The sequence below is a fragment of the Streptomyces sp. NPDC041784 genome (assembly GCF_055591025.1).
This window is the reverse complement of the sequence record NZ_JBVJAB010000010.1, coordinates 132,633-154,147: the sequence shown is the minus strand read 5'-3', so window position 1 is coordinate 154,147 and position 21,515 is coordinate 132,633. Positions and strand designations below refer to the sequence as shown.

At 67.9% G+C, this 21,515-nt stretch carries 20 protein-coding genes and 2 pseudogenes; 9 read left to right on the top strand and 13 right to left on the bottom strand.

Going from position 1 to position 21,515, the window contains the following annotated elements; translation table 11 throughout:
* Positions 1–141: 141 nt before the first annotated feature.
* A complete protein-coding gene (locus ACZ6D7_RS22995) occupies positions 142–2,196 on the bottom strand; it encodes an RICIN domain-containing protein (RefSeq protein ID WP_469493607.1) in 2,055 nt (684 codons plus the stop codon).
* Between the two features lie 400 nt (positions 2,197–2,596).
* Here ACZ6D7_RS22995 and ACZ6D7_RS22990 point away from each other — a divergent pair.
* Positions 2,597–3,455 (top strand): annotated as a pseudogene (locus tag ACZ6D7_RS22990) (UTP--glucose-1-phosphate uridylyltransferase).
* A gap of 159 nt (positions 3,456–3,614) precedes the next feature.
* On the opposite strand, the gene ACZ6D7_RS22985 reads toward ACZ6D7_RS22990, so the two are convergent.
* A complete protein-coding gene (locus ACZ6D7_RS22985; protein ID WP_469494118.1) occupies positions 3,615–4,052 on the bottom strand; it encodes a DUF4442 domain-containing protein in 438 nt (145 codons plus the stop codon).
* 176 nt (positions 4,053–4,228) lie between these two features.
* On the opposite strand from ACZ6D7_RS22985, the gene ACZ6D7_RS22980 reads away from it, so the two are divergent.
* The 4 genes from ACZ6D7_RS22980 (at position 4,229) to ACZ6D7_RS22965 (ending at position 8,684) form a co-directional block, all read left to right on the top strand.
* Positions 4,229–5,248: a DUF8017 domain-containing protein gene (locus tag ACZ6D7_RS22980; RefSeq protein WP_469493604.1), complete on the top strand. Its 1,020-nt coding sequence runs from the start codon at positions 4,229–4,231 to the stop codon at positions 5,246–5,248.
* Between the two features lie 104 nt (positions 5,249–5,352).
* Positions 5,353–6,519, top strand: coding sequence for an MFS transporter (locus ACZ6D7_RS22975; RefSeq protein WP_469493601.1), 1,167 nt, complete (start codon positions 5,353–5,355; stop codon positions 6,517–6,519).
* Positions 6,411–8,033 carry a recombinase family protein gene (locus ACZ6D7_RS22970; protein WP_469494115.1) on the top strand — a complete coding sequence of 541 codons (1,623 nt, stop codon included), beginning with the start codon at positions 6,411–6,413 and terminating at the stop codon, positions 8,031–8,033. Before ACZ6D7_RS22975 ends, ACZ6D7_RS22970 begins: the two co-directional genes overlap by 109 nt.
* 186 nt (positions 8,034–8,219) lie before the next feature.
* Positions 8,220–8,684 carry a Pycsar system effector family protein gene (locus ACZ6D7_RS22965; protein ID WP_469493598.1) on the top strand — a complete coding sequence of 155 codons (465 nt, stop codon included), beginning with the start codon at positions 8,220–8,222 and terminating at the stop codon, positions 8,682–8,684.
* Between the two features lie 190 nt (positions 8,685–8,874).
* On the opposite strand, the gene ACZ6D7_RS22960 is transcribed toward ACZ6D7_RS22965, so the two are convergent.
* The 4 genes from ACZ6D7_RS22960 to ACZ6D7_RS22945 form a co-directional block, all read right to left on the bottom strand.
* Positions 8,875–10,248: a replication initiator gene (locus tag ACZ6D7_RS22960; RefSeq protein ID WP_469494110.1), complete on the bottom strand. Its 1,374-nt coding sequence runs from the start codon at positions 10,246–10,248 to the stop codon at positions 8,875–8,877.
* Between the two features lie 300 nt (positions 10,249–10,548).
* The gene (locus ACZ6D7_RS22955; RefSeq protein WP_020130201.1) at positions 10,549–10,746 is read right to left on the bottom strand and encodes a hypothetical protein; all 198 of its coding nucleotides are present in this window, start codon (positions 10,744–10,746) and stop codon (positions 10,549–10,551) included.
* Entirely contained in the window at positions 10,743–12,044 is a 1,302-nt protein-coding gene (locus ACZ6D7_RS22950) for an FtsK/SpoIIIE domain-containing protein (RefSeq protein ID WP_469493595.1), read from the bottom strand. The genes ACZ6D7_RS22955 and ACZ6D7_RS22950 overlap by 4 nt, the downstream gene beginning before the upstream one ends.
* The gene (locus ACZ6D7_RS22945) at positions 12,044–12,391 is read right to left on the bottom strand and encodes an SCO3933 family regulatory protein (protein ID WP_469493592.1); all 348 of its coding nucleotides are present in this window, start codon (positions 12,389–12,391) and stop codon (positions 12,044–12,046) included. Before ACZ6D7_RS22945 ends, ACZ6D7_RS22950 begins: the two co-directional genes overlap by 1 nt.
* A gap of 168 nt (positions 12,392–12,559) precedes the next feature.
* Here ACZ6D7_RS22945 and ACZ6D7_RS22940 point away from each other — a divergent pair, with 168 nt between their 5' ends.
* The gene (locus tag ACZ6D7_RS22940) at positions 12,560–13,339 is read left to right on the top strand and encodes a GntR family transcriptional regulator (protein ID WP_469493588.1); all 780 of its coding nucleotides are present in this window, start codon (positions 12,560–12,562) and stop codon (positions 13,337–13,339) included.
* Positions 13,340–13,749: 410 nt separating this feature from the next.
* Here the strand turns inward: ACZ6D7_RS22940 and ACZ6D7_RS22935 are convergent, their stop codons facing one another.
* Complete coding sequence (locus tag ACZ6D7_RS22935) at positions 13,750–14,049, bottom strand: hypothetical protein (protein WP_469493586.1); 300 nt, start codon at positions 14,047–14,049, stop codon at positions 13,750–13,752.
* 313 nt (positions 14,050–14,362) lie between these two features.
* A complete protein-coding gene (locus ACZ6D7_RS22930; RefSeq protein WP_469493584.1) occupies positions 14,363–14,932 on the bottom strand; it encodes an ATP-binding protein in 570 nt (189 codons plus the stop codon).
* 193 nt (positions 14,933–15,125) lie between these two features.
* On the opposite strand from ACZ6D7_RS22930, the gene ACZ6D7_RS22925 reads away from it, so the two are divergent.
* Complete coding sequence (locus tag ACZ6D7_RS22925; RefSeq protein ID WP_469493576.1) at positions 15,126–16,478, top strand: tetratricopeptide repeat protein; 1,353 nt, start codon at positions 15,126–15,128, stop codon at positions 16,476–16,478.
* A 120-nt stretch (positions 16,479–16,598) separates the two neighbouring features.
* Here ACZ6D7_RS22925 and ACZ6D7_RS22920 read toward each other — a convergent pair whose 3' ends face one another.
* The gene (locus ACZ6D7_RS22920; protein ID WP_469493571.1) at positions 16,599–17,912 is read right to left on the bottom strand and encodes a hypothetical protein; all 1,314 of its coding nucleotides are present in this window, start codon (positions 17,910–17,912) and stop codon (positions 16,599–16,601) included.
* 144 nt (positions 17,913–18,056) lie between these two features.
* On the opposite strand from ACZ6D7_RS22920, the gene ACZ6D7_RS22915 reads away from it, so the two are divergent.
* Positions 18,057–18,812, top strand: coding sequence for a hypothetical protein (locus ACZ6D7_RS22915; RefSeq protein ID WP_469493568.1), 756 nt, complete (start codon positions 18,057–18,059; stop codon positions 18,810–18,812).
* Between the two features lie 150 nt (positions 18,813–18,962).
* Here the strand turns inward: ACZ6D7_RS22915 and ACZ6D7_RS22910 are convergent, their stop codons facing one another.
* The 3 genes from ACZ6D7_RS22910 to ACZ6D7_RS22900 form a co-directional block, all read right to left on the bottom strand.
* Positions 18,963–19,457, bottom strand: a complete 495-nt coding sequence (locus ACZ6D7_RS22910) for a hypothetical protein (protein ID WP_469494145.1) — start codon at positions 19,455–19,457, stop codon at positions 18,963–18,965.
* Entirely contained in the window at positions 19,430–19,717 is a 288-nt protein-coding gene (locus ACZ6D7_RS22905; RefSeq protein ID WP_469493566.1) for a DUF4238 domain-containing protein, read from the bottom strand. The genes ACZ6D7_RS22910 and ACZ6D7_RS22905 overlap by 28 nt, the downstream gene beginning before the upstream one ends.
* 201 nt (positions 19,718–19,918) lie before the next feature.
* The gene (locus ACZ6D7_RS22900; RefSeq protein WP_469493563.1) at positions 19,919–20,197 is read right to left on the bottom strand and encodes a DUF4238 domain-containing protein; all 279 of its coding nucleotides are present in this window, start codon (positions 20,195–20,197) and stop codon (positions 19,919–19,921) included.
* A 130-nt stretch (positions 20,198–20,327) separates the two neighbouring features.
* Between ACZ6D7_RS22900 and ACZ6D7_RS22895 the strand changes: the two are divergent.
* Positions 20,328–20,636: pseudogene (locus ACZ6D7_RS22895) on the top strand (MFS transporter); the annotation flags it as partial.
* 1 nt (position 20,637) lies between these two features.
* Here ACZ6D7_RS22895 and ACZ6D7_RS22890 read toward each other — a convergent pair.
* Positions 20,638–21,429, bottom strand: a complete 792-nt coding sequence (locus ACZ6D7_RS22890; protein WP_469494104.1) for a spermidine synthase — start codon at positions 21,427–21,429, stop codon at positions 20,638–20,640.
* Positions 21,430–21,515 lie beyond the last annotated feature (86 nt).

Sequence of the window (21,515 nt, the reverse complement as noted above, 5' to 3'; positions counted from 1 at the left end):
CGTGTCAATAAATCGAACAGAAATGGGCCGGGCACCGACAAGAGGCGAAGGGAGGGCGAGGAACGTGAAAGGGGCCGCCCCGGGTACGGGCGGCCCCCTTCTTCGGCTCTTCGGCGGCCGGTCAGCGGCCGAGCGCGGCGCTCACCCCCGCGCGACGGCGCCATCGAGGACGCCACCGACCACGCCTCCCACGACGTCACCGACGACAACACCGCCGACATCACCGGGCGCGGGCAGGGCCCCGATGGCCCCGATGACCCCGATGGCGTCGACGGGTTCGGCCGGGGTGAGCGGCCCCTGCGGGTCGGGGGTCCCGCAGCAGTGCACCTGGGCGGTCCTGGTCTCGAACTCCGGTGCGAGCGGGGCGGGTTCCGCCGGTGCCGGGGCGGCACCGCCGGGGAGCGGCGGGGCGAAACGAGGCCGCGCGGGCTCGAGCGTCTCCGGGGACTGCGGGGAGTCCGGGGAGTCCGGGGAGTCTGTCGAGGGCTGGTCGTCCGCCGGCGTCCGCCCCTTCGGCGCGGGCGCGGCCGTCGTCCCGGTGGCGGCCGGGTCGAACGCCCACCTCTGCCCCGCCGAGCCGTCCCGTCCCCGTACGACGACGTCCGCCCCGGCCCCGCCGGTGCCGGGGGCGAGGGCCAGGCCGCCGTCGCGGCGCAGCAGCAGTTCGCCGCGGACGGTCAGGTCGAAGAAGGTCTCACCGGCGTGGACCACGCATCCGGCCAGGGTGACCGTCCCGCGGTCGGGGTCGGCGGCCAGGCAGAGCGTCGGGTCGGCGGCGCTGCGCAGCAGCCCGTCGCCCTGGTACGACCACTGCTGCGATTGCTGCGACCGTTGCGACTGCTGCGTCGCGTCCCGCGAGCAGGCCCGCAGGACGGCCGCCGCGCCGGAGACGGCCCTGCCGCCCTCGACGTCGAGACAGCGCCCGGTGTCCGCGCTGCGCAGCCGGCCGTGGGCCACCTCGCCGGGGCGGGCGGCGGAGGCGACCGAGGAGGATCCGGCGGGCGAGGGGGCGTCACCGACGGGCGCGGACGCCCCTTCGGCGCCCTGGGCGCTGGTGCCGCCCGCGGGTGAGCCCCAGGTGGCCCGGGGACCGGGCACACCGTTGTCGCCGGTCCAGCCCTTGGTCACCAGGACGGTCGCGAGCAGGGCGAGCGAGGTCAGGCCGACACCCACCAGCACGGCCTTGGGCCGTCGGCCCGGCAGTTCGAGCAGCCCGGCGGGGCCGATGCGGTGGCGGCCGGCCCGGCGGTCCGGGGCGGTCCGGGCCGACCGGCCGACGGAACCGGCGGAACGGATGGAACCGGCGGAAGGGGCGAATCCGGTGGAGCCGACGGAATCGACGGAACCGACGGAACCGACGGAACCGGCGCGTTCGGAGCGGGAGTCGAGATAGCGGCGGGCGCCCCAGCCGAGCACGGTCTCGGCGAGCAGCGCGTCCAGTCCGTCGTCGAAATGGCTGAGTTGTTCGGCGGCGTGCCGGCAGTAGCGGCAGTGGGCGAGATGCTGCCGTACCTCGGGCAGCAGGGTGCCGCCGCGGCGCAGGGGAACGTCGAGGAGACGGTTGTTGAAGCGGCATTCGCTGGACGGCGCGAGTTCGCCGTGAGCGCGTACGCAGCCCGCCCGGAATTTCTCCCGCGCCTGTTCCAGCGCGACCGTCGCGGTCATGCCGTCGACACCCAGCAGACCGGCCGGTACGGATATGGGTTCGGCTTCCACCTCCACATGCCACAACAGGCATTGGGAGGCGGCCGGAAGGGAACGGAAAGCGCGTTCGGCGAGTTGTCGCCTTTCGGGTGTCCCGGGCCGCGCGGCGCGCAGTCCGCGACCGCCGACGGTTTTCGCCAGCTCCGGCAGGACAGCGGTGACTCCGTCGGAGCCGGCCCATTCGCGGACCGTGTCCCTTACGGCGACGAGGAGTTGGGGCCGCAGGGCGCCGCCGGGATGTCCGTCGGACAGCCGGCCGAGCACCGTGTGGAACGCGGCGGCGGCCACGAGCCGCGCCGAGTCCCCGGTGGTGGCCAGGCAGACGGCCGCGTAGTCGTGGGCGGCCCGCCAGTGCCGGGCGAGCAGCAGAGCGACCGCGTGACCGCGCCCGTCGCCCTTGGCCAGCCGGGCGGCGAGATGGGCGTCGGATTCCCCGGGGGGCCATCCGGGGCGGGGCGGGTAGGGGGGTCGTGGGGGGTTCGGGGATTGCACGGAACCATTTCCTTCCAAGCCGACGGAGGGCACACGAATAGCGGTCCGCCGGAAAGCAGGTGCCTGATTGGTGCGTACCTTTGGCCTGACCAGGCACGTTGCGGCCCTGATCAGGTTCTTGCGCGAGGGGAGGCTCACCTTCGCACACGCGCCTCACAGGAAACAAGAAGTTCGAGTGATCCAAGTTCAAAGCGGGGAAATTTCAGATAAGTTACCGCCGGTATCCTTACCGCTATTCGTGATCGGCCGGATCGTGCGACTCAACTTGTGTGCGGGGAAAGCCGGTTGGCACACGGAATCTTCATCTTCCGGACCGGACCGGACCGGCCCGCCCCTCCCCCACCCCGTACCCCGCGTCCGTAAGGCGGTCGTCCCCGCCGCCGGACTCGGCACCCGCTTCCTGCCCGCGACCAAGGCCACCCCGAAGGAGATGCTCCCGGTCGTCGACAAGCCCGCCATCCAGTACATCGTCGAGGAGGCCGCGGCGGCGGGCCTGGACGACGTGCTGATGGTGACCGGCCGGCACAAGCGGGCCATCGAGGACCACTTCGACCACGCCTTCGAACTGGAGCAGGCCCTCGCGGCGAAGGGCGACACCGTGCGCCTGGACGCGGTGCGCGACCCCGCCCGTCTCGCGGACATCCACCACATCCGCCAGGGCGACCCGCTCGGCCTCGGCCACGCGGTGCTGTGCGCCCGTCGGCACGTCGGCGACCAGCCGTTCGCCGTGCTCCTCGGCGACGACCTCATCGACCCGCGAGACCCTGCTCAGCCGGATGCTGGACGTCCGCGACCGGTACACCGGCAGCGTCGTCGCCCTGATGGAGGTCCCGCCGGAGCAGGTCCACCTCTACGGCTGCGCGGCCGTGGAACCGTCCGGCGAGGACGGCGTCGTGCGGGTCACGGGCCTGGTGGAGAAGCCCGCCCGCGCGGACGCGCCCAGCCGGTACGCGGCGATCGGCCGCTACGTCCTCGACGACCCCGCCGTCTTCGGCATCCTCGAGCACACCGCACCCGGCCGCGGCGGCGAGATCCAGCTCACCGACGTCCTCCAGGAACTCGCCGCGGACGGCACGGTCCACGGCGTGATCTTCACCGGCCGCCGCTACGACACCGGCGACAAGGCCGACCACCTCCGCACGGTCGTCCGCCTGGCCTGCGAGCGTCCCGACCTGGGCCCGGATTTCATCACCTGGCTGAAGCAGTTCGTGACAGACCTCGAGACCGAGGGGACGGAAGGGGGACGGGTGGCGGCGTGAGTGGGGTCCGCGCCCCGAGCCCGCCTCACGGCCCCGGGCCCCCGCTCGGGCCGCGCCGGACACCACGCCGGACACCGCCCCGGACACCAAAAAACCCCGGCACCGGCGTGCGTCCGAAGACCCACACCGCCACCGGGGCCGGTAACGCCCGGTCCGGGCTCAGCCGTTGGGGCGCAGAGTCCAGATGACGGTCATCTCGCCGGTCACCGCGCCGTCCGCGCGGCGGATCTCGATCGCGACGGGGAACTCGGGGCGCTCGCCGGCGTCGAGCTGGGCGACGACCTCGGCGGCCGGGCGGCCCAGGGTCGCGGTGGCGGTGACGGCGCCCATCGCCAGCTTGCGGTAGCCGATCTCGGCGCTGACCGCGAGCGGCACGGCGCGCGCGAGCTGGTCCCCGAACGCGGCGAGGACGATCGCGCCGCTGGCGGACTCGCCCAGGGTGAACATCGCCCCGGCGTGCGGCCCGCCCACGTGGTTGTGGAAGTCGCTCTGGTCCGGCAGGGCGACCACGGCCTTCTCCGGGCTCGTCTCCAGGAACTCGAGGTTCAGGGTCCGGGCCATGGGCACCGTGGCGGCGAGCATCTCGCCGATGGACATCTGGTCTGCGCTCATGACCGCGATGTTACCCATGGGTAGCTCGGCTGACCAGATCGGTGTGACGAGCGACGCGTGCTCCACCACGGCGGCTCAAGGCGCCGGACACCGAGTTCGGTACGTCCCTGACAAGGGGCGGTGACCGAACCGTGTCCCCCACGGCACTAGGGTTTCAGGCCATGTGGCCAGGACAGCAACAGCCGCCCGGGGGAGAGCAGAACCCGCAGGCGCAGAACAATCCGTACCAGCAGCCGGGATACCAGCAGCCGAATCCCTATCAGCAAGCCGGCTACCAGCAGCCCAACCCCTACGGGCAGCAACCGCAGTGGGGCGCCCCGACGGTCGCGGGCGGACCACAGCCGCAGCCCGGCGGGGGCGGCGGCAACCGGACGAAGGTGGTCGCGATCGTGGCGGCCACGGCCGTCGTCGTGGCGGCCGGTGTCACCGGGTTCCTGGTGCTGGGCGGCAAGGACGACGACCCGGCCGAGGCGTCGGACAAGACCAGCGCGAGCCCGACGGTGTCCGAGTCCGCCTCGGCGTCCGCCTCGTCCGGCACCGACGACAACCCGCGCGACGACGACACCGAGCCGGCGACCATCACCGGCTGGAAGGTCGTGGTGAACCCCAAGTGGGGCATCGCCTTCGACGTGCCGGCCGACTGGGAGGTGCAGTCCCCGGGGCTCAGCCAGGGCTTCGAGTGGGAGGACAAGGAACAGTCCAGCGGCTACGACTCGATCATCATGGGCGGTACCGTCGAGTACAAGTCCAAGTGGTGCGGCGTGGACGACGACAAGGACGGCAAGACGGACTACACCCCGCTCGCGATGGCCGGCTCCAAGGGCGCCGAAGGGGCCAAGAACACCGACGAGATCGCGATCAACACCCCCGCCTGGTGGGTGTTCGGCGGCTACACCGAGCCGGACAAGAAGAGCATCACGTTCGAGGACAAGGCCACCGCCTACACGACGACCTCCGGCATCAAGGGCAGCTACGCCTGGGCCCAGTCGACGAACACGCCCCAGAAGGGCAAGTGCGACAGCGACGGCAAGGCGATCACCTTCGGCTTCAAGAACTCCAAGGGCGACTTCGTGTCGTGGAACTGGTACGGGGCCAAGGGAGTGAAGGAAGAGGTCCCGAAGGAGACGATCATGAAGATCCTGAGCACGGTGCGGCTGCACGGGGAGCCGACGGAGAACTGAGCCGTGTCCCCACCTGAGCCGTATCCCACGGCAGTCGAACAGCGGCACGCATTCGGCGGGTAATCGGATTGGCATACTGACGCCGGTCCGGGGATAGTCGGCCGGTGACCCCAACCGCCGACACCCGCCGCCGCCTGCGCGGACCCGCCTGGGCGAGCCGCAACTACACGCTGCTGACCGCCGCCGCCTTCGTGACGAGCCTCGGCAGCAACGGCGCGCTCATCGCCGCCGCCTTCGCCGTCCTGGAGTCGGGCGGCGACGGCGGCGACGTGGGCCTGGTGGCGGCGGCCCGCACGCTGCCGCTCGTGCTCTTCCTGCTGATCGGCGGCGCGGTGGCCGACCGGCTGCCCCGCCACCGGGTCATGGTCGCGGCCAACGCCCTCAACTTCCTGTCGCAGGGCGCCTTCGCGGCCCTCGTCCTGCTCGGGGAACCCCGGCTCTGGCAGATGATGCTACTGACCGCGCTCGGCGGCACCGGCCAGGCGTTCTTCTCCCCCGCGGCCGAGGGCATGCTGCTGTCCACGGTCCGTGGCGAGCAGGCCGGCCGGGCGTTCGCGGTGTTCCGGATGGCGATGCAGGGCGCGGGGCTGGGCGGCGCGGCCCTCGGCGGCGCGATGGTCGCCGTGGTCGGCCCCGGCTGGGTGCTCGCGGCGGACGCCGCCGCGTTCGCCGTCGCCGGGTCGCTGCGCTCGTTCCTCGACGTCGGCGACATGCCCCGGCGCGACCGCGGCGGCGGCCTGCTCACCGACCTCCGGGAGGGCTGGCAGGAGGTCAGCGGCCGCCCCTGGCTGTGGACGATCGTCCTCCAGTTCTCCGTCGTGAACGCCATGGTGGCCGCCGCCGACGCGGTCTACGGCCCGCTGGTCGCCCGGGACCACCTGGGCGGCGCGGGCCCCTGGGGCCTCGCCCTCGGCTTCTTCGGCGCGGGCACGGTCGTCGGCGCGCTCCTGATGACCCGCTGGAAACCCCGCCGTCTCCTCCTGGCCGGCACCCTCTGTCTCTTCCCCCTGGCCCTCCCCTCCGCCGCCCTCGCCGTCCCGGTCCCGATCGGCGCCCTGTGCGCCACGATGTTCGCGACCGGCGTCACGCTGGAGGTCTTCGGCGTCTCCTGGATGACCGCACAGCACCCCCGTGAACGTAACCTCTTTGTATGGCTGACGACTTGGTACAGCGAGCGCACTGGGGGAACCTCGAAGGGCAGAACTGGGCCGGCTTGGCCCGACTGTCGACCGAGGAGGCTGAGGGCGAACTCTCTTCTGACGACAGCTTAGAAGGGTCGTCCCGCCCCAGGTTCATGACCGGCAGGGACATCAAGAGCACCGAGGAGCAGGAGAGGGACGGCCGACAGTTCGTCGAAAGTCGGGGCGGACGGTACGTCTACACGTACATGGAGCCGGACACATCGGCATGGAAGCGCCGACGCGTACGTCTGCCCGACGGCAGCATCGGGTACCGCGTCGTACGACCTGTGTACGAGGGCGCGTTGGAAGACCTGAAGCAGGCGAAGGCTCCGAACGGCGAGCGCATCGACGGCCTGATCGTCTACGACATCGACCGTCTGACCCGAGACCCCCGGCACCTCGAAGACGCGATCGAGACCGTGGAGCACTACCACCGGCCGATCATCGACATCACGGGCACCCTGGACCTGTTGACCGACAACGGGCGCGCCATGGCGCGTGTGGTCGTCGCCATGGCCAACAAGCAGTCCGCCGACACGGCCCGGCGCGTACGCCGCAATCACAAGGCAAGGCGGGACCGGGGCATACCCGTGGGCGGCACGCGCCCGTTCGGGTGGCAGGAGGACAAGCGCGCTCTGAACCGGGCCGAAGCCCAGCTCATACGGGACGCGGTCAAGCGCATCATCCTGGGCGCTGAGTGGCACGCGATCGTCGCCGACTGGAACCGCAAGGGGATCACTACGTCCAAGGGCAACCCGTGGACGTGGATCGGTCTCAGGGACATGATGCGGAATCCGCGCCTGTGCGGCTACCGATCTCACGTCGTGATCGAGTTCGATCCAGAGTCGGGCCGAGAGATAAGGCATCTGACGACCGCGCACGATGATCAGGGCGAGCCAGTCAAGGGACAGTGGACGTCGATCTTGGAGGTGGCCGAGTGGGAGGCTGTCCAGGAGATCATCGGCGACGGACCGATGCGTGGGGGTAGCCACAACACACGCGTCTACCTGGCCAGCGGCACGCTCCGCTGTGGCAAGGAGGACTGCGGCTCTTTGCTGCGCGCGATGAAGGCCGCGCCGAGCCGAGGCAAGCCGGAGGGCTACTTCTACTACGTCTGCCCGGCGAAGACCACGGGCAGGGGGTGCGGCGGGGTCAAGCTCCCTGGGCCGGAGACAGACGAGTTGATCCGCAAGCTTGTGATCGCGAAGTATGAGGAAGAGGCCAGCCAGCGGCAGGCAGTCAAGGCGCCGGCGGAGTGGTCGAAGGAGGCCGAACTGGCGTTGGTCCGTGAGGACCTCTCCGACCTCAAGAAGGCCCGCCGTGAGCGGAAGATCAGCGCCGAGCGGTACTACTCCGATCTCGCCGAGTACGAGGCCGAGGAGCAGCGACTGAAGAGGGAACGCAACGTGTGGCAGCGTAAGACGCTCGCGGACCAGGGCGAGCCCGTGGACATGGCCGAGGAGTGGGAGAGGGACGGGATCACACTGGCTGAGCGTCGGTCGTACGTCGCACGGACGTTGACAGCCCTGGTTGCGCTTCCCGTGGGGAGTGGACGCCGAGTGCCGTTGCGTGATCGGCTAGTTCCAGTGTGGGCCGAGAACTGATGTCGATCTCTGATGGCAGTTGCCGCGGGGTCGAGGGGCAGGCTGATCTTGGCAAAGTAGGGCCAGCGAAGGCATCCTCGACGTCGCACAATGCGCCTCATGCGCCGTTCACCACGTCCAAGCGCCCTTCCACGCCGAGAGCTACGGCGTCAAGCTGACCCCAGTCTCCGACGCTGAGAGTCAGACGTGACACAGAGCCCTCCATCTACCGACATAGGCAATGCACTTGACGCAGCCCTTGCCGACGTACGTGCTGAGATCGGGCGCGCCGAGACAACGGCCGGCGCGCTGCTCACCGGACTGGGTATTCCGTTCGCCGTGCTCGTAGCCACAGTGCCGGGCAAAGAGCTTGAAACAGCAGCCGCCGTATTGCTAGGCATCGCCGGAACAGGCCTCGTCGCAGCCATGCTCGTCGTTCTCCTAGTCGTAAGACCACACTTCAGTGGGGGGCCCTGCGGGACCTACAGGCTGTGGGCTGAATGCACCCCACTACAAGTACGAGAGGACGTGGCGACTGATCGACGTGCAGAACTGATCATTGGGCTTTCGCAAGCGGCCAAGCGCAAGTATCGCGGTCTGCGCCTATCTGTCGACATCACGACCATGTCTCTGACAGCCATGGTGATTGCAATGGTTTTGGCACTCACATGACCAATCCCCAGGGAGGGCGATTGGCTGTGGCAGACGCTGTCACGACGCACGGCGATGCTGGCGAGCTCCATCCCGCGTGGAGACCTCCACGCCCATAGCGGCGTTCATCCGGCGCCACTGGGCATCAGACCAGCCGGGAGACCTACGCGCGTGCGCCCGAGCCCAAGCCATGTCCTGATCTTCTTCAGCGTCACGCTGGCCTGGCACTCAACCCCCGTCCGTCCGCCCCGAGCTCCTCTCGCGCAATCTCGCGGTTGGTGGCGAGATCCTCGGCGACGCCAGCAGCCAGCAGGGCCGCGCCGGGGGTGTGGCCAGAGCCGACGTAGCGCCAGTGGCGTTCCGTGATCGCGTCAGGGGTGCCGTCATAGCCCATGTGGTGGGCGCGTTCAGCGCGGAGGGCTGCGTAGGTGGTGGAGTAGGCGCGGGATTTGGTGAGGATGTGGCCCCGGTAGCCGAGTGTGTGAGTCCACGCCTGGAGGCGGAGGGATTTGCATTCCGGGAGGCCGCCGAGGCGCCAGCAGGCGCGCATGAGGGTGCGGACGTGTGTGCTGACGTGTGCCGTGGCGATGTCGGCCAAGGTGGTAAGCGGGTGGTCGAGGCCGGCGCCGGTCTCGCTGGCTCCCTTGGTGACGTACTTGGCGACGTATGCGGCCACGGCGTCGTCGTCCGGGCCGTCACCGTCGGCGTGCAGCGGTCGGACGTCGATCTGCTCACCCCAGCGCAGGGCCAGCTCACCCACGGCAGGGATGTGGGACGTGTGGACGCGGACGCGCCGAGCGGACGCGCGTACAGCGTCGGCGAGGAGGTCTGTGGTGGCCCAGGCCGGGGGTTCGTCGTCGGGTCCATTCGGGCCGTCGAGGCGGACCACGGCATGGAGGTGGATGGCCGCCCGCTTCTGGTACTCGGCGACGCGGGCGAAGGAGAGCCGGGCATGCTGGGCGAAACGGGACTGCACGAGGTCGGCGGAGGAGGCGAGGCGTCGCCGGACGTCGATGACGAACCGGTCCCACAGCTTGGAGGCGTGTGCGTGCCAGAGGACGTGAGCGGTGTAGTCGTAGCAGTCGGGGCACAGTGGTTGGCCGACTATTGGGGCGTCCGGGGCGTGGACGGTGCCGCAGTCGAGAGGGCGGCCGTGTTCGCAGGTGCCGCCGTCGCGGCGAGGTCGGCAGGCTTCCCCCGCCCGGTGGACGGGTCCGAAGGACGGAGCGGTCAGGGTGACGAAGAGCCGGGGCCGGTTGCGGACGGCGGCAGGGACGTTCTTGCCGCCGATCAGGCCCGCGCGGACGAGGTGGAAGGTGTCTCCGGCGTGGAGGCGGGAGCAGGCGGGGCAGATGGTGGCGCGTCGGTTGCGGCAGCGGACGAGAAGGCGTTCGCCGGGTTCGTTGCGGGTGTCGTAGTGGTGGACGATCTCTCCGGTCGTGCCATCCAGGGCGGTGGTGGAGCCGGAGAGGTGGACAGGGTGGGCACATCCGCCGGTTGCGGTGATCTGCTCCAGCCAGCGGGCGAATTGCGGATCTTGGGCGAGGCGGATTGCGTCGCGGTCGGTTTCGGGGAGCTGACGCAGGCGCGCCGCGCGGTCGAGGGCGGCGCGCCTGTCAGCCGAGGTGTACTCCGGGGTGATGGTGGTGACCTTCCGGGGTGAGCCGCCGCAGCGGCACGGATGTGGGTTGGTGGCGCGTGGTCGGTCATGGGGATCGCTCCCTTGTCTGGTCGGGTGTGGCGGGACGGGATCAGCGGATGGTGCCGGTCCCCCGGCAGATGCGGCAGCGCCGGATCCGTCCGGTCCAGGTCTTGCGGGCGCCGTCGCCCTTGCAGTGGGGGCACCTCACGCGAGGCATGGGCATGACTGGGGTGTCCTCTCTGCTCAGGTGTGGGAGAAGCCGCTGATGAACCAGGTCACAAGTCCGTGGATGGTGAAGACCACGGGGGTCTGTCCGAGGTAGACGCCGAAGAGGCCGACGCAGACCGCTTCCCAGGCGCGGACGTCGCGGGAGCGGACGAGGAGGACGGTGATGATCCCGAAGATCACCGCGAACGTGAACGCCGTTCCTTCGCTGATCACTTGGTCTCTCCTTCCAGCACGGTGAGCGCGCGGGTGACGAGGGGCAGGTCCGGGGTCATCGCGGAGTACTTGCGGGCCGTGGCCACGGCCTCATCGGTGGGGGTGAGGTGGGAGCGGGCGCGGCTCCATCCGCCATCGGGACCGGTGCACACCGCCACGCCGCGTTCCTCGGGTGTGATGGCCTGGGCGACGGCCACGGCGTCCTTGTTGAGGTCGCCGAGGGTCATCTCAGCGGTGCCGGGGTCGTTGACCCGGTGGCAGATGCGGCCGCCGAGCTGGGCGCGCAGGGCGGTGACGCCGGGGCCGAGGTCGGAGCCGACGCGTTGGCCGGCGACGACCAGGTGGATGCCGAGGGCGGCGCCGAGCTGGGCCAGCCGCAGCAGGAGCGTCGAGCACTGCTCGCCTTCCGCCTTGCCCTCGCGTGTGCCGTCGGACAGGTACAGCTCCGCGATCTCGTCGACCAAGACCACGACCGGCACCGGGCGGAGCCTGTCCGGCAGCTCCCAGACGGAGCGGACCCCGGCCGACCGGCACGCGCTCATCCGGTCCTGCATGTCGACCACCAGGGCGGAGAGCACGGCCACCGCCTCACGGCGAGACGTGGCCAGCGCGCTCAGCCGTCCGGCGAACAGGCCGAGTTCCATGCCGCCCTTGCAGTCGACGCCGACCAGGGCGACGCGTTGTGTGGAGAGTTGGGTGATGAGCCGGGCCAGCAGGGTGGACTTGCCCGAGCGGGTGGCCCCGGTGATCAGCCAGTGCGGGACCAGGCGCAGGTTCATCACCCACGCCCCGCCCGTCTCCAGCGCGCCGATCAGGGCGGAGAGGAGTTCGGCCGGGGCCGTGGCTAAGCCCGGCCGCTCCAGCGGGTCATGGGCCATCGCGGTCAGCAGCACGAGGCCCCGTTCCGGCGAGGTGACCCGCACCGCGTGCACCTTCCACGCGTGGACGAAGGCGTCCGCCGCCTTCAAGTAGGTCGCCGGGGTCTGCCCCGCATGCAGTCGCACCACCGTCGTCAGCCCCATGGGAGTGGCGCGCGGGAAGGAGCGGCGCGGAGCCACCGGCCTCACCGGGTCACCCTTGACCAGCAGGTGCCCGACGAGGGTGCGGGCCGGAAGCCGCGAGACCGCGAGGTCGTTGAGGACGGCGACCCGCCGCCAGGTGAAGGCCACCCGCCACGCGGTCACCGGGTAGCCGACGATGTACCAGTGCCAGGCCGGACGGTGCCGGCGCACCAGGTCGCCGACGACGAGCATCCAGGCGAGGACGGCGAGGGCGAAGGCGAGCACGATCGGTCCCATCACGCGTCACCGCCCTTGCCGTGCGCGGCGGCCGTGCGGACGGGGGTGATGGCGTCGGCGCGGAAGCTGACGCCGTGGCGGTCGCCCATCGACCACATGAACGCCATCAGGCCGGTGACCTTGACGATCTGTCCTTCCTCGATGCCGGTCGGTTCACCGCTGACGGCGATCTCGATGACGGAGATCCTTCGCCTGTCCTGCCGCACGGTGACGGCCACGGTGTAGACGGGGTTGCCGTCCCGGTCCTTCTTCACCTCCTGTGTCTCGGAGTTGCTGATCTTTACTTCGGGAGCGATGGCGCACCGCAGTACGCCGAGTCGCGCCGTGTCCACGGGAATGGACTGCATGTGTGTTGGCCTCCCTGGCCATCCAGGACGCCAGACTCAACCTGACGTCACTTGTCCTTACGAGTTATGAGTGTGAGGTGCTGTACGGCGAGAGTGCAACTACTTATGCTGACGAGTGACGTCGCGCGTGCGGCGTACCTATGACCTCAACCCGTCGGAGATACCGAGATGTCGGAGATCCAGCGCCCCGGAGCCCTCTACCAGCAGGTGGCCGCCGCCATCCGCGAAGCGATCCTGGCCGGCGAGTACGAACCCGGCGCCCCACTCCCCTCGGAAGCGCAGCTCATGGAGCGCTACCAGGTCTCGCGCCCGACCGTCCGCAATGCCGTCGCCGCCCTGCGCGCGGAAGGGCTCATCGACGTCCACCACGGCAAGGGCAGCTACGTGCGCTCCGACAGTCGGCCCGTCGTCAGCCTCGCCGGATACGTGGGCAAGACGTCCGGCGGGCAATTCGTGCTGCACGGCACAGCCGCGTGGCAGCAGGCCGAGGAGCCGAGCACTTACCGCACGCACGCCACCGAAGCCACAGCCCACCAGTTGGAACTCCGGGTGGAGGACGCGCTGTTCGGGTGTGACCGCCTGCTGGTCGATCCCGCCACGGGCACGCGGGCGATGCACCGCACGCTGACTCCGTTCGCCACGGCCGAGGCCGTACCCGGTCTCGCCGAAACGCCGGATGCCGAGCCCGCGGCCGTGTACGCGCTGCTGACGAAGGCCGGACACAAGCTGTGGTGGTCCGAGACGGTACGGGCCCGCATGCCGCTGCCCGACGAGCGCACCGCCCTGCGCCTGCCCGACGCGACCCCGGTCCTGCACCTGTCCCGCGTCACCTGCGGCACCGACGACCAGGCCCTGATCCTCGAAGAACTCCGCATCGGCGCCGACCGCGCCGAACTCGCCTACCGGATCACCGCCGACAAAGAGCCAACCCGGCGCCGCCCGGCATGACCGCGATCGGGCATCGGTCGAAACAGTCTTCACTTCCTCAAGGGCGCGCCTGCGGCGCGCCGGGTCGCCCGGCCGCCCCGGCCGGGCGTGCGGCGTGGCCGCCGGTCCCGGCCGAGCGCCGGACGCCCCACACCGCAGCACGCCCGAGGAGCCGAGGCGACGACCGGCTGCCGAGGGCCGGGGCCCACAGGGCTGGGGGTCGCCGGCCTCCGAAACTTTAGGCAGCCACCATGGGGCGAGCCTCGAAGAACAGGGGGCCAATCGGGCACAACACCGGGCAGGTCCAGTACCTGCCCGATTCGCCGGGCGAGCGTAAGGCCCCCTGTTCACTCGCCCCATGGCAGCTCCCGCCCAAAGTCTCTCCAGCCGGCGACGTGCGAACGCGCGCCACTCACCAGCGGAAACACCCCTCACCGCACGCCACCGTCACCGTCGGCGAGCGCCTCCAGGAGTCGCGCGAGCCGGACGGCCGCACCGGGCAGGCCCACCAAGCGCACCACCCCGTGCCCGTCGTCGTTCGTCGCAGCGACGGCCCGTAACTCAGACGGCTCGAACTCTGCTAAGAGAAGCGAAAAGTTCAGTTGATCGGCGGCCTCACGCGCCACGCGCCAGCCCGCCATGTAGTCGACGCCACGCACCCACAGACCGGATCCCACGCCTGCCACATCGTCCAGCCCGTCACCCAGCCAGCCCTCACCCGAGCCGCTCACGTGTCCCACCTCTGCCCTGATCTAGATAACGGATCGTCAACTCTCTTTGGTTCAGGGCCGATACACAGCACGAAGGCCCCGGTACCATCAGGCACCGGGGATCTTCGCGTTCCCCAACCGGGCCACCCTTCGCTTTCCAGGGCTGATGGGGTGGCCCGGTCTCGGTATGAGGTTGTGAAGCGCGGCCCCAGGGCGCCGAGTGGGGATCTCAGCCGTCCCAGGAGCCACGCCCCGTTGCCGGATGGATTGCCTTCCGGCCCACCCGGCCGCCGCGCGCTCCAGAGAGAGCGAACCGCGCAACGACAGCCGGAGATCATCTAGAGGGCAGGCCCCGAGTTCCGCCGTCGAGGTCGAGGCGGCACCACACGGTCTTGCCGCCCCGGTCTTCTGGTGTCCACCACACCGCCGACGCCAAGCGCTGAATGATGAGCAGCCCCCGGCCGCTGTCCGACAGGACCGCTTCCGACAGCTCTTCCATCAGGCCCGGCCAGAACGTGTCACCGAGCGGCAGCAGCGGCGGCGACGAGTCCTCGTCCGCAACCCCGATGAACAGCCATTTCGGCCACACCTTGAAGTGCACGTCGACACGACGGGAGCCGCCAGGATGTGTCAGGGAGCGTTCCGGCACCACGTGGTTGACCACGTTCCCGACCAGCTCCGACACGATCAGCCGCGCGTCGTCCACCACTTCGCCGGCGCCAACGCCCCAGAGGAACTCGGCCGTCTGGTCACGCGCGACACGTGCGGCGTTGCCGCAGTCGGCGAAGAGGGTCAGCGTCAGGTAGTGCCCGCCGGACGAGGGATCCGGCGCGGTGAACCAGTGTGCGTACGCATCCAGTTCACTCGCTAAGTGCGCATGTGATCGCGCTCTTCTCGCGTCCATGAACGGGTCCCGTCTCAGGTCACGTCTACCGAGGCCATCCCGGCAGGACGACGAGAGTACACCCATCAACCCACCCGCCGCTCCCCCCTCTTGGGGACCCCCCTCACCGGTACACTCGGCATTAGGACGTGAGTGCAGATCGAGAGAGCCGATCTGACGAAGAGCGTCAGGTCAATCACGATGGGGAAGTGAGATGACCGAGGTAGCACCTACACCGGCAGCTCTGCCGCCGCACGTGCTCGAACGCGCGGACGTGCGGTCAGCGATCGCCAACCACGACTTCGGCGAAGTCTTCAGACTCGCCAGGCTCCACGGCCACATCAGCTACGCCAAGATCTCTGAAGCCGTCGGCTACAAGCGCGAACACATCGGCAAGATGGCCCGCCCCGAGACCGACGGCAAGGGCGTCCGCCCCCGGATCACCCAGCACTACAAGATCCTCGAAGTCGTCGACGGCCTACGCATCCCCGGCCATCTCGCAGGACTCGCACCGCGCCCATGGGAGTTGGAACGACCGGCCGTCGCTTCCCAAACCGACGACCCCAGCACATTGATCGCACAGGGCGGAGCCGGCCTGTGGGACATCGCCGAGATGCTCCGACGTACGGAGATGTCCAACATCAACAGCGCCGCCCTGGAGTCGATCGAACAGGGCATCGACCAACTCGCCCGCGCCTACCCGTACGCCGATGCGGATTACCTCCACGACCGCACCCGCAACGGCCTCCAGTACGTCACCAAGCAGCTCGAAGGCCGCATGACGCTCCGCCAGCACCGGGAACTACTCGTCGATACCGGTTGGCTGTTCCTGCTCAACGCGTGCGTCCAGTACGACCGAGGCCAGCGCGAGGCTGCGAACCTCAGCAAGGCCGCCGCACTCCGCATCGGCCAGGAGGCCGGCCACGGCGAGATCATGGCGTGGGCATGGGAGATCGAAGCATGGTTCGCCCTCACCCAGAGCCGTTGGCAAGACATGCTCGAAGCAGTCGAAGCCGGCCACGTCGCCGACCAGACCCATTCCGTCGGCGTCCAGCTCTACGCCCACAAGGCCCGAGCCGCCGCCCGCATGGGAGACAGTCGCCTGGTCCGAGACTCCCTCGACGCCGGCCGCGCCCGCCTGGACCGCCTACCGCGCCCGGACCACCCGGAACACCACTTCATCATCGACCCCGACAAGTGGGACTTCTACGAGATGGACGCCTATCGCCTCCTAGGCGACGACGAACGCGCCGCCGCCCACGCCCGCTCGGTCATCCGCATCAGCACCGGCCCCGACGGCACCGAGATCTCCCCGATGCGCGCAGCAGAAGCCCGCCTCACACTCGGAGTCGCCGCTGCCCGTACAGGCGACATTGAAGAAGCCATCGGCATGGGCACCACGGCACTCGAAGCAGACCGCAAATCGCTTCCGTCCCTGCTTTTAGTCGCTGACGAGCTAGACAAGGAACTACGCTCCCGATATCCGCGTGAGGCCTCGGCACGGGACTTCCATGAGCAAGTCACAGCCATCAAGCGAGGTACGACCAGGCCCGAGCTTCCGTTCTGAATCCAGCCGTGCATGAGCAGGCTCACCTCCTCGACTGGAAGCCGGTTCTGATCACGCGCATGGATTTGAGGATGGCCCAGCGGGCGGGGCTTGGTCTCGTAGGTCAAAGCGAGCGAGGGATCAGGAGTATCGAGTTCCTCGCTTGTAGCCGTTTGGGCCCATCCAGATAACACACGCATCGGTCACCGTTCTTGCGCCTTCCAGACTAACCTTTCCGTCAACATCATACGAGGCACAGGTTCCGAGCCGACCTCCACAACTGCAGGAATTCGCTTTGCAGTCGAAGATGGATTCGCCAGAAATGCAAATAACATCCTTTCGAGCGCGCCGCCGCATCCTTGGCACGACCAAGCTATTGGAAACCACCGCATAGCTACCGATCCTGGTTCGGATACTTCGCGATGCATGCGTTTCCCACCGTTCCTTTGTTAGTTCGGAGTCAAATACGGGAACAAGGAAATGAGATACGCCAAGCTTTCTAAAAAGCTCACCATCCTCCAAAAGTCGCCCCAAGTCCTCGCAAATTAGGATTGCGAAACGACCTACACTAGTCTCCAACACTGACAGCATATTTCCGCCATCTATGTGCTCATCCCTATACTCGCTCCTGAGATGCCTTGGGACGGCCCATCTCTCCATTGTTCGCCGATCGATCCTGTAGCCGTGTCGCTTTTCCTGGAGCAAGAGGGAATCCCCGGTTCGAGCCAAAGCCACAGCCTCATTGTTGGGTATTTCGCCGTGATCACCCAATGGTCCGGTGCCTACCACGATCCACCTCAAGGGAGACCTAACCCCACGAGTTTCCCTTAGAACCTTCCGCCACTTCTCAAGTATTGCTTGATCCAGGCAAGCCTCGGGAAGCACAGCAACCACCGCGCCCGTCTTCAAAAGCTTCCCTAGAGCTCGGCGTATCCTGATCTCCGTCAGTGCACAGGATCCCGGATGAATGAAGTATTCATCCGTGTCAACTGCATCGAACCTTATTTCTCCTGGTGAGCCAGCGAAAGGTGTGCAGGCCACAGGGATTCCTCCTGGATGGACGACTCCGTCGATCATCTTTGGAGAAGGGTCAAATCTTCCAGGGTTAAAGTCGCAATTAAGCTTACGAGCAACGGCATAGTCAACATACTTCCACTTTTCCTCGTCGATTCTGACTACCGATTGAAATATGTCGGCCACGCCTTCACGTTGCACAGGCATGACCCACCTTGGAAGCAGGGCCCCAAGGATTCCATTATTGTGATCATTGAACATGCCCTCGCCCATATAACGCAGCTTCACATCCTGCAAGGGCTGCAGCCCCGCAAAATACAGGGGATGGCATTTCCCGAGAGCCTTGTCTAGCGCCGCCAGCAGTATGAATGCTTGTTTCGGATCCCGCCTGCCTCGATCAGCCAGGTAGCCGGGCACCCCATCCTCGTCTAGGATCTCCATCTCCCATTGCGAGCTGAGATCCTGGTGATCGCGAATAACTTTGGCCACCCATTTGGCACGCACTCCGGGAGCAACGGCGAAGGAGTCGTACAGTTCGCAAAACAGGTGAGCGGGATCAAAAGACTGAGTCATGACGGTTGACCAGTGCTTGATGAGAGCTACTCTGGAGGGGTGGCACAGTCCCAAGCCTCTCGGCTTGCAGCTCTCTGCGAGGCCCTACGTCGTGGCGACGACCAAGACGTCCATGGTGGCCGCTTCGAAGCGCTCGCAGCGATGCTGGTTGATGCCTTGGTGGCGTCGGACCACACGGCGCTCGTTGTGGCACTCGATGAGATCCAGCTTACGCTTGACGTCTCATCGTGCAACGACAACGCTGGCAGCGGCGTGATACACGGCAGGCTGCTGTCGTTGAATGACGTTGCGCGATGGGCGGTCCATTACTCCCTGCCGTCGGCGATTGCCGCATCTCTAGAGCCCTACGGCATGAGTCACCGTTTCCTCGCCGCTGTGTCTATCAAACCAGGGGTCTCTAACAAGGACCTGCAGTATGAGATGGACGCCAGAAAGGAAATCGTCAGCCGCATTGGCCGACGTCTCCGAGAAAGCGGCCTTGTTCTTCGCTATCGGCTGGGTCGGTATAACCAATGGGAGATAACACCTCGGGGGCAGAAAGTTTTGGATGAACTTCCTCCTCTGGGCCTAGCGGATTTGTCACCGCGCAGGAGAGCCCCTATAGCGCGGAAAGATGATAAACCCGACCCGTACGACCGGAATATTGGCGTTTCGGGCGACTATCCTGCGCGGGCTTCCTCGACTGACCGAAAGCGCGAGCGGTCGTTCCTCATTGAGGGACCTGGAAGGATAGTCGAGGAAAATAAATACCTTAGAAGTTCCCTGTAACGCGTTACCGCCACGCAACTTGGGAGGAGTCAAATGCCAGGCTCCAAGGGTCCTCGAATATCATCCGCGCTGACGGTGCTTGGGTCGCTCGACGCTCACGAGCTGGCAGCCGTTTTCGATTTCCTTGAGGAAAGCACTCGAAGCGAGCGGTCAAAGCATAGCGCTGCCCGCCTCCGTAAGCGATTTGAGGATTTCGCCCATAGGCATGAGTTCCATGTGGGCCAATTGGTCACCTGGAAGTCGAATCTTCAGAATCGAAAGCTGCCCGAAGCTGGGGATCCTGCCATAGTAGTCGAAATTCTGCCGAATCCTGTATACGGAGAAAAACCAGACTCGGGCTCGCCCTTTTTTAGGGAACCATTGGACATAGTGCTCGCCATAACGGACGAGGACGGTGACCTGCTCTGTTATCACTACGATTCCAGGAGGTTTCGGCCGTACGACGCCGCCGAGGAGTGATTCGCATCGATCGAAGGAGTCCGAAGGGCCGGCGGGCAACAGGAAGCCCTCCGGGGACTGGCTGATCACCACCTCCTGATATCGCACGGGAGGCAGTTCGTTGCCCTCTAGCGGACTGTCGTGAGGTTCGTGGTACAACTCCTTGCGTGCATTCCATGTCAATCTGTGACTGGCGTCCTTGGCCACCTTGGTATGGCTGCCCGTCGCTCGGTCGGCATGATGATCCCGGCTGCGGTGACAAGACCAACGCCGCTCCAGCTCGGCATCCTCTCATCACGCATCAATGTCACTCGGTGATCCGGGATGAGCAGGGTCCGGCACTGGAACCGACACAGGCCCCAGGAGCGCCCCATCATCACCTTGTAGGCCGTCTTCATGGACTGGCCCATCGACAACATGTGGTCATTGACCGATATCTCAGCGGAGTAGTTGTCGAAGTCCGTCACTTCGGCTCACAGTGCCACGACCTCTTCATCCGAGACGGGCTCCGCGGCGTCCTCTTCGAGAAACCGTCGGATCTCCTGCTTCCTCCCATGGTCATTAGGATCTTGCCGAGGTGATCCGCCATCTCATTGTGCGCCACACGTGCGGAAGGAACCCGCGTGTTCTGTGCTGCGATCCACTCGCCAATGATCAATCGGCAGAGGCTACATGCCGTCCACCACGACTTTTCGGAGAGCCGTCGCCGCCTTCCCGTCAAGCTCAGTGAGCAAGTTCTCCACGATGTCGTCGAGCTGTCCCGACGCGTCCCGCATCGAGTAGAAGTCACGCTGAACGGTGACGTCGGCGACGCCGCACACGCGTCGATCAGCTCCGTCGAGCGGGACACGGCCGAGGCGCTCACCATCGGCGAACCGCCTCAGGCGCAGGCTGGGCACAGTGTGGTGACGGCGCTTCAACTTCGACTTCCCCGAGGAAATGCTCATGTATTGACGATATGGGCAACCATCACACCGTCATGGCCTTTCCATTGACGCTGATCAAACAGCCAGCCCCGCCCAGGTAGGTGCCAGGCGTTGGCCTGTCGCCAAGCGGCTACATTGGCCAAGGTGTTGCGCCCTCCACCAGGAGATCCCCGAGGACAAGCTCTCCCGGGTCTCCGCCTACGACTGGTTCGGCTCGGTCGCCATGGTCCCGGTCGGTACGGCGCTGGCGGGCCCGGCGGAGTCGGCGTTCGGGCGCACCGCCGCGCTGTGGGGGTGCGCCACGCTGGTCGTCGTGGTCACGGCGGCGGTGCTGTGCGTCCCGGACGTACGGAACCTGACCCGGCGCACCAAACAGGTCACCCGCCACGCCCCGGCGGACACGGAGACCGAGGAGGCCGCCGCGGAGGCCGAGGAGGCCGACCGGGGCCTCGTGAAGTAGGTCAGCCGATGCCGAAGGCCCCGGCCGGGGGCTCCGGGGACGGTACGGCGTCCTCGTCCCGCACGGGGCGCGCGTCGCCGATGAACCGCCGTAGCCCGGGGCCGTGTTCCACCCGGGCCGGGAACGCGTCGGAGGCGGTACGGCGGGCCAGGGCGGGCACGTCGAACGGGTGGTGCCCGGCGACGAGCACGGCGTTGCCGAACCGCCGGCCGCGCAGCACCGCCGGTTCGGCGATCAGCACCAGCTCCTCGAACACCTCGGCGAAGTTCGCCAGTTGGGACCGCAGGAAGGCGAACGGCGCCGCGTCGGCGAGGTTGGCCAGATAGACGCCGTCGCCGCGCAGCACCCGCCCGGCCTCGCGCGCGTAGGCGAGGGAGGTCAGATGGGCGGGGACGCGGGAGCCGCCGAAGACGTCGGCCACGAGCACGTCGGCCGAGCGGTCCGGGGCCGCCTCCAGCCAGGCCCGGGCGTCGGCCGGGTGCAGCGCGACGCCGGTGCCGGCCGGCAGCGGCAGCTGCTCGACGACCAGCTCCAGCAGCGCCCGGTCGGCCTCGACGACGTCCTGCCGGGAGCCCGGCCGGGTCGCCGCCAGGTAGCGGGGCAGGGTGAGCGCCCCGCCCCCGAGGTGCAGCACGTCCAGGGGGCGCCCCGCCTCGGCGACGGTGTCCAGGACGTGCCCCAGCCGCCGCGCGTACTCGAACTCCAGATGCTCCGGCGCGTCCAGGTCCACGTACGACTGCGGCGCCCCGTCGACCGTCAGCAGCCAGGCCCGCTCCCGGTCCACGTCGGGCATCAGCTTGGCGGTGCCGTGGTCGACGGCTCGGGTGACGGGTATGGGCTCGTCGTCGTTCACCGTCCCATTGTGCCCGTGCCCCGAAG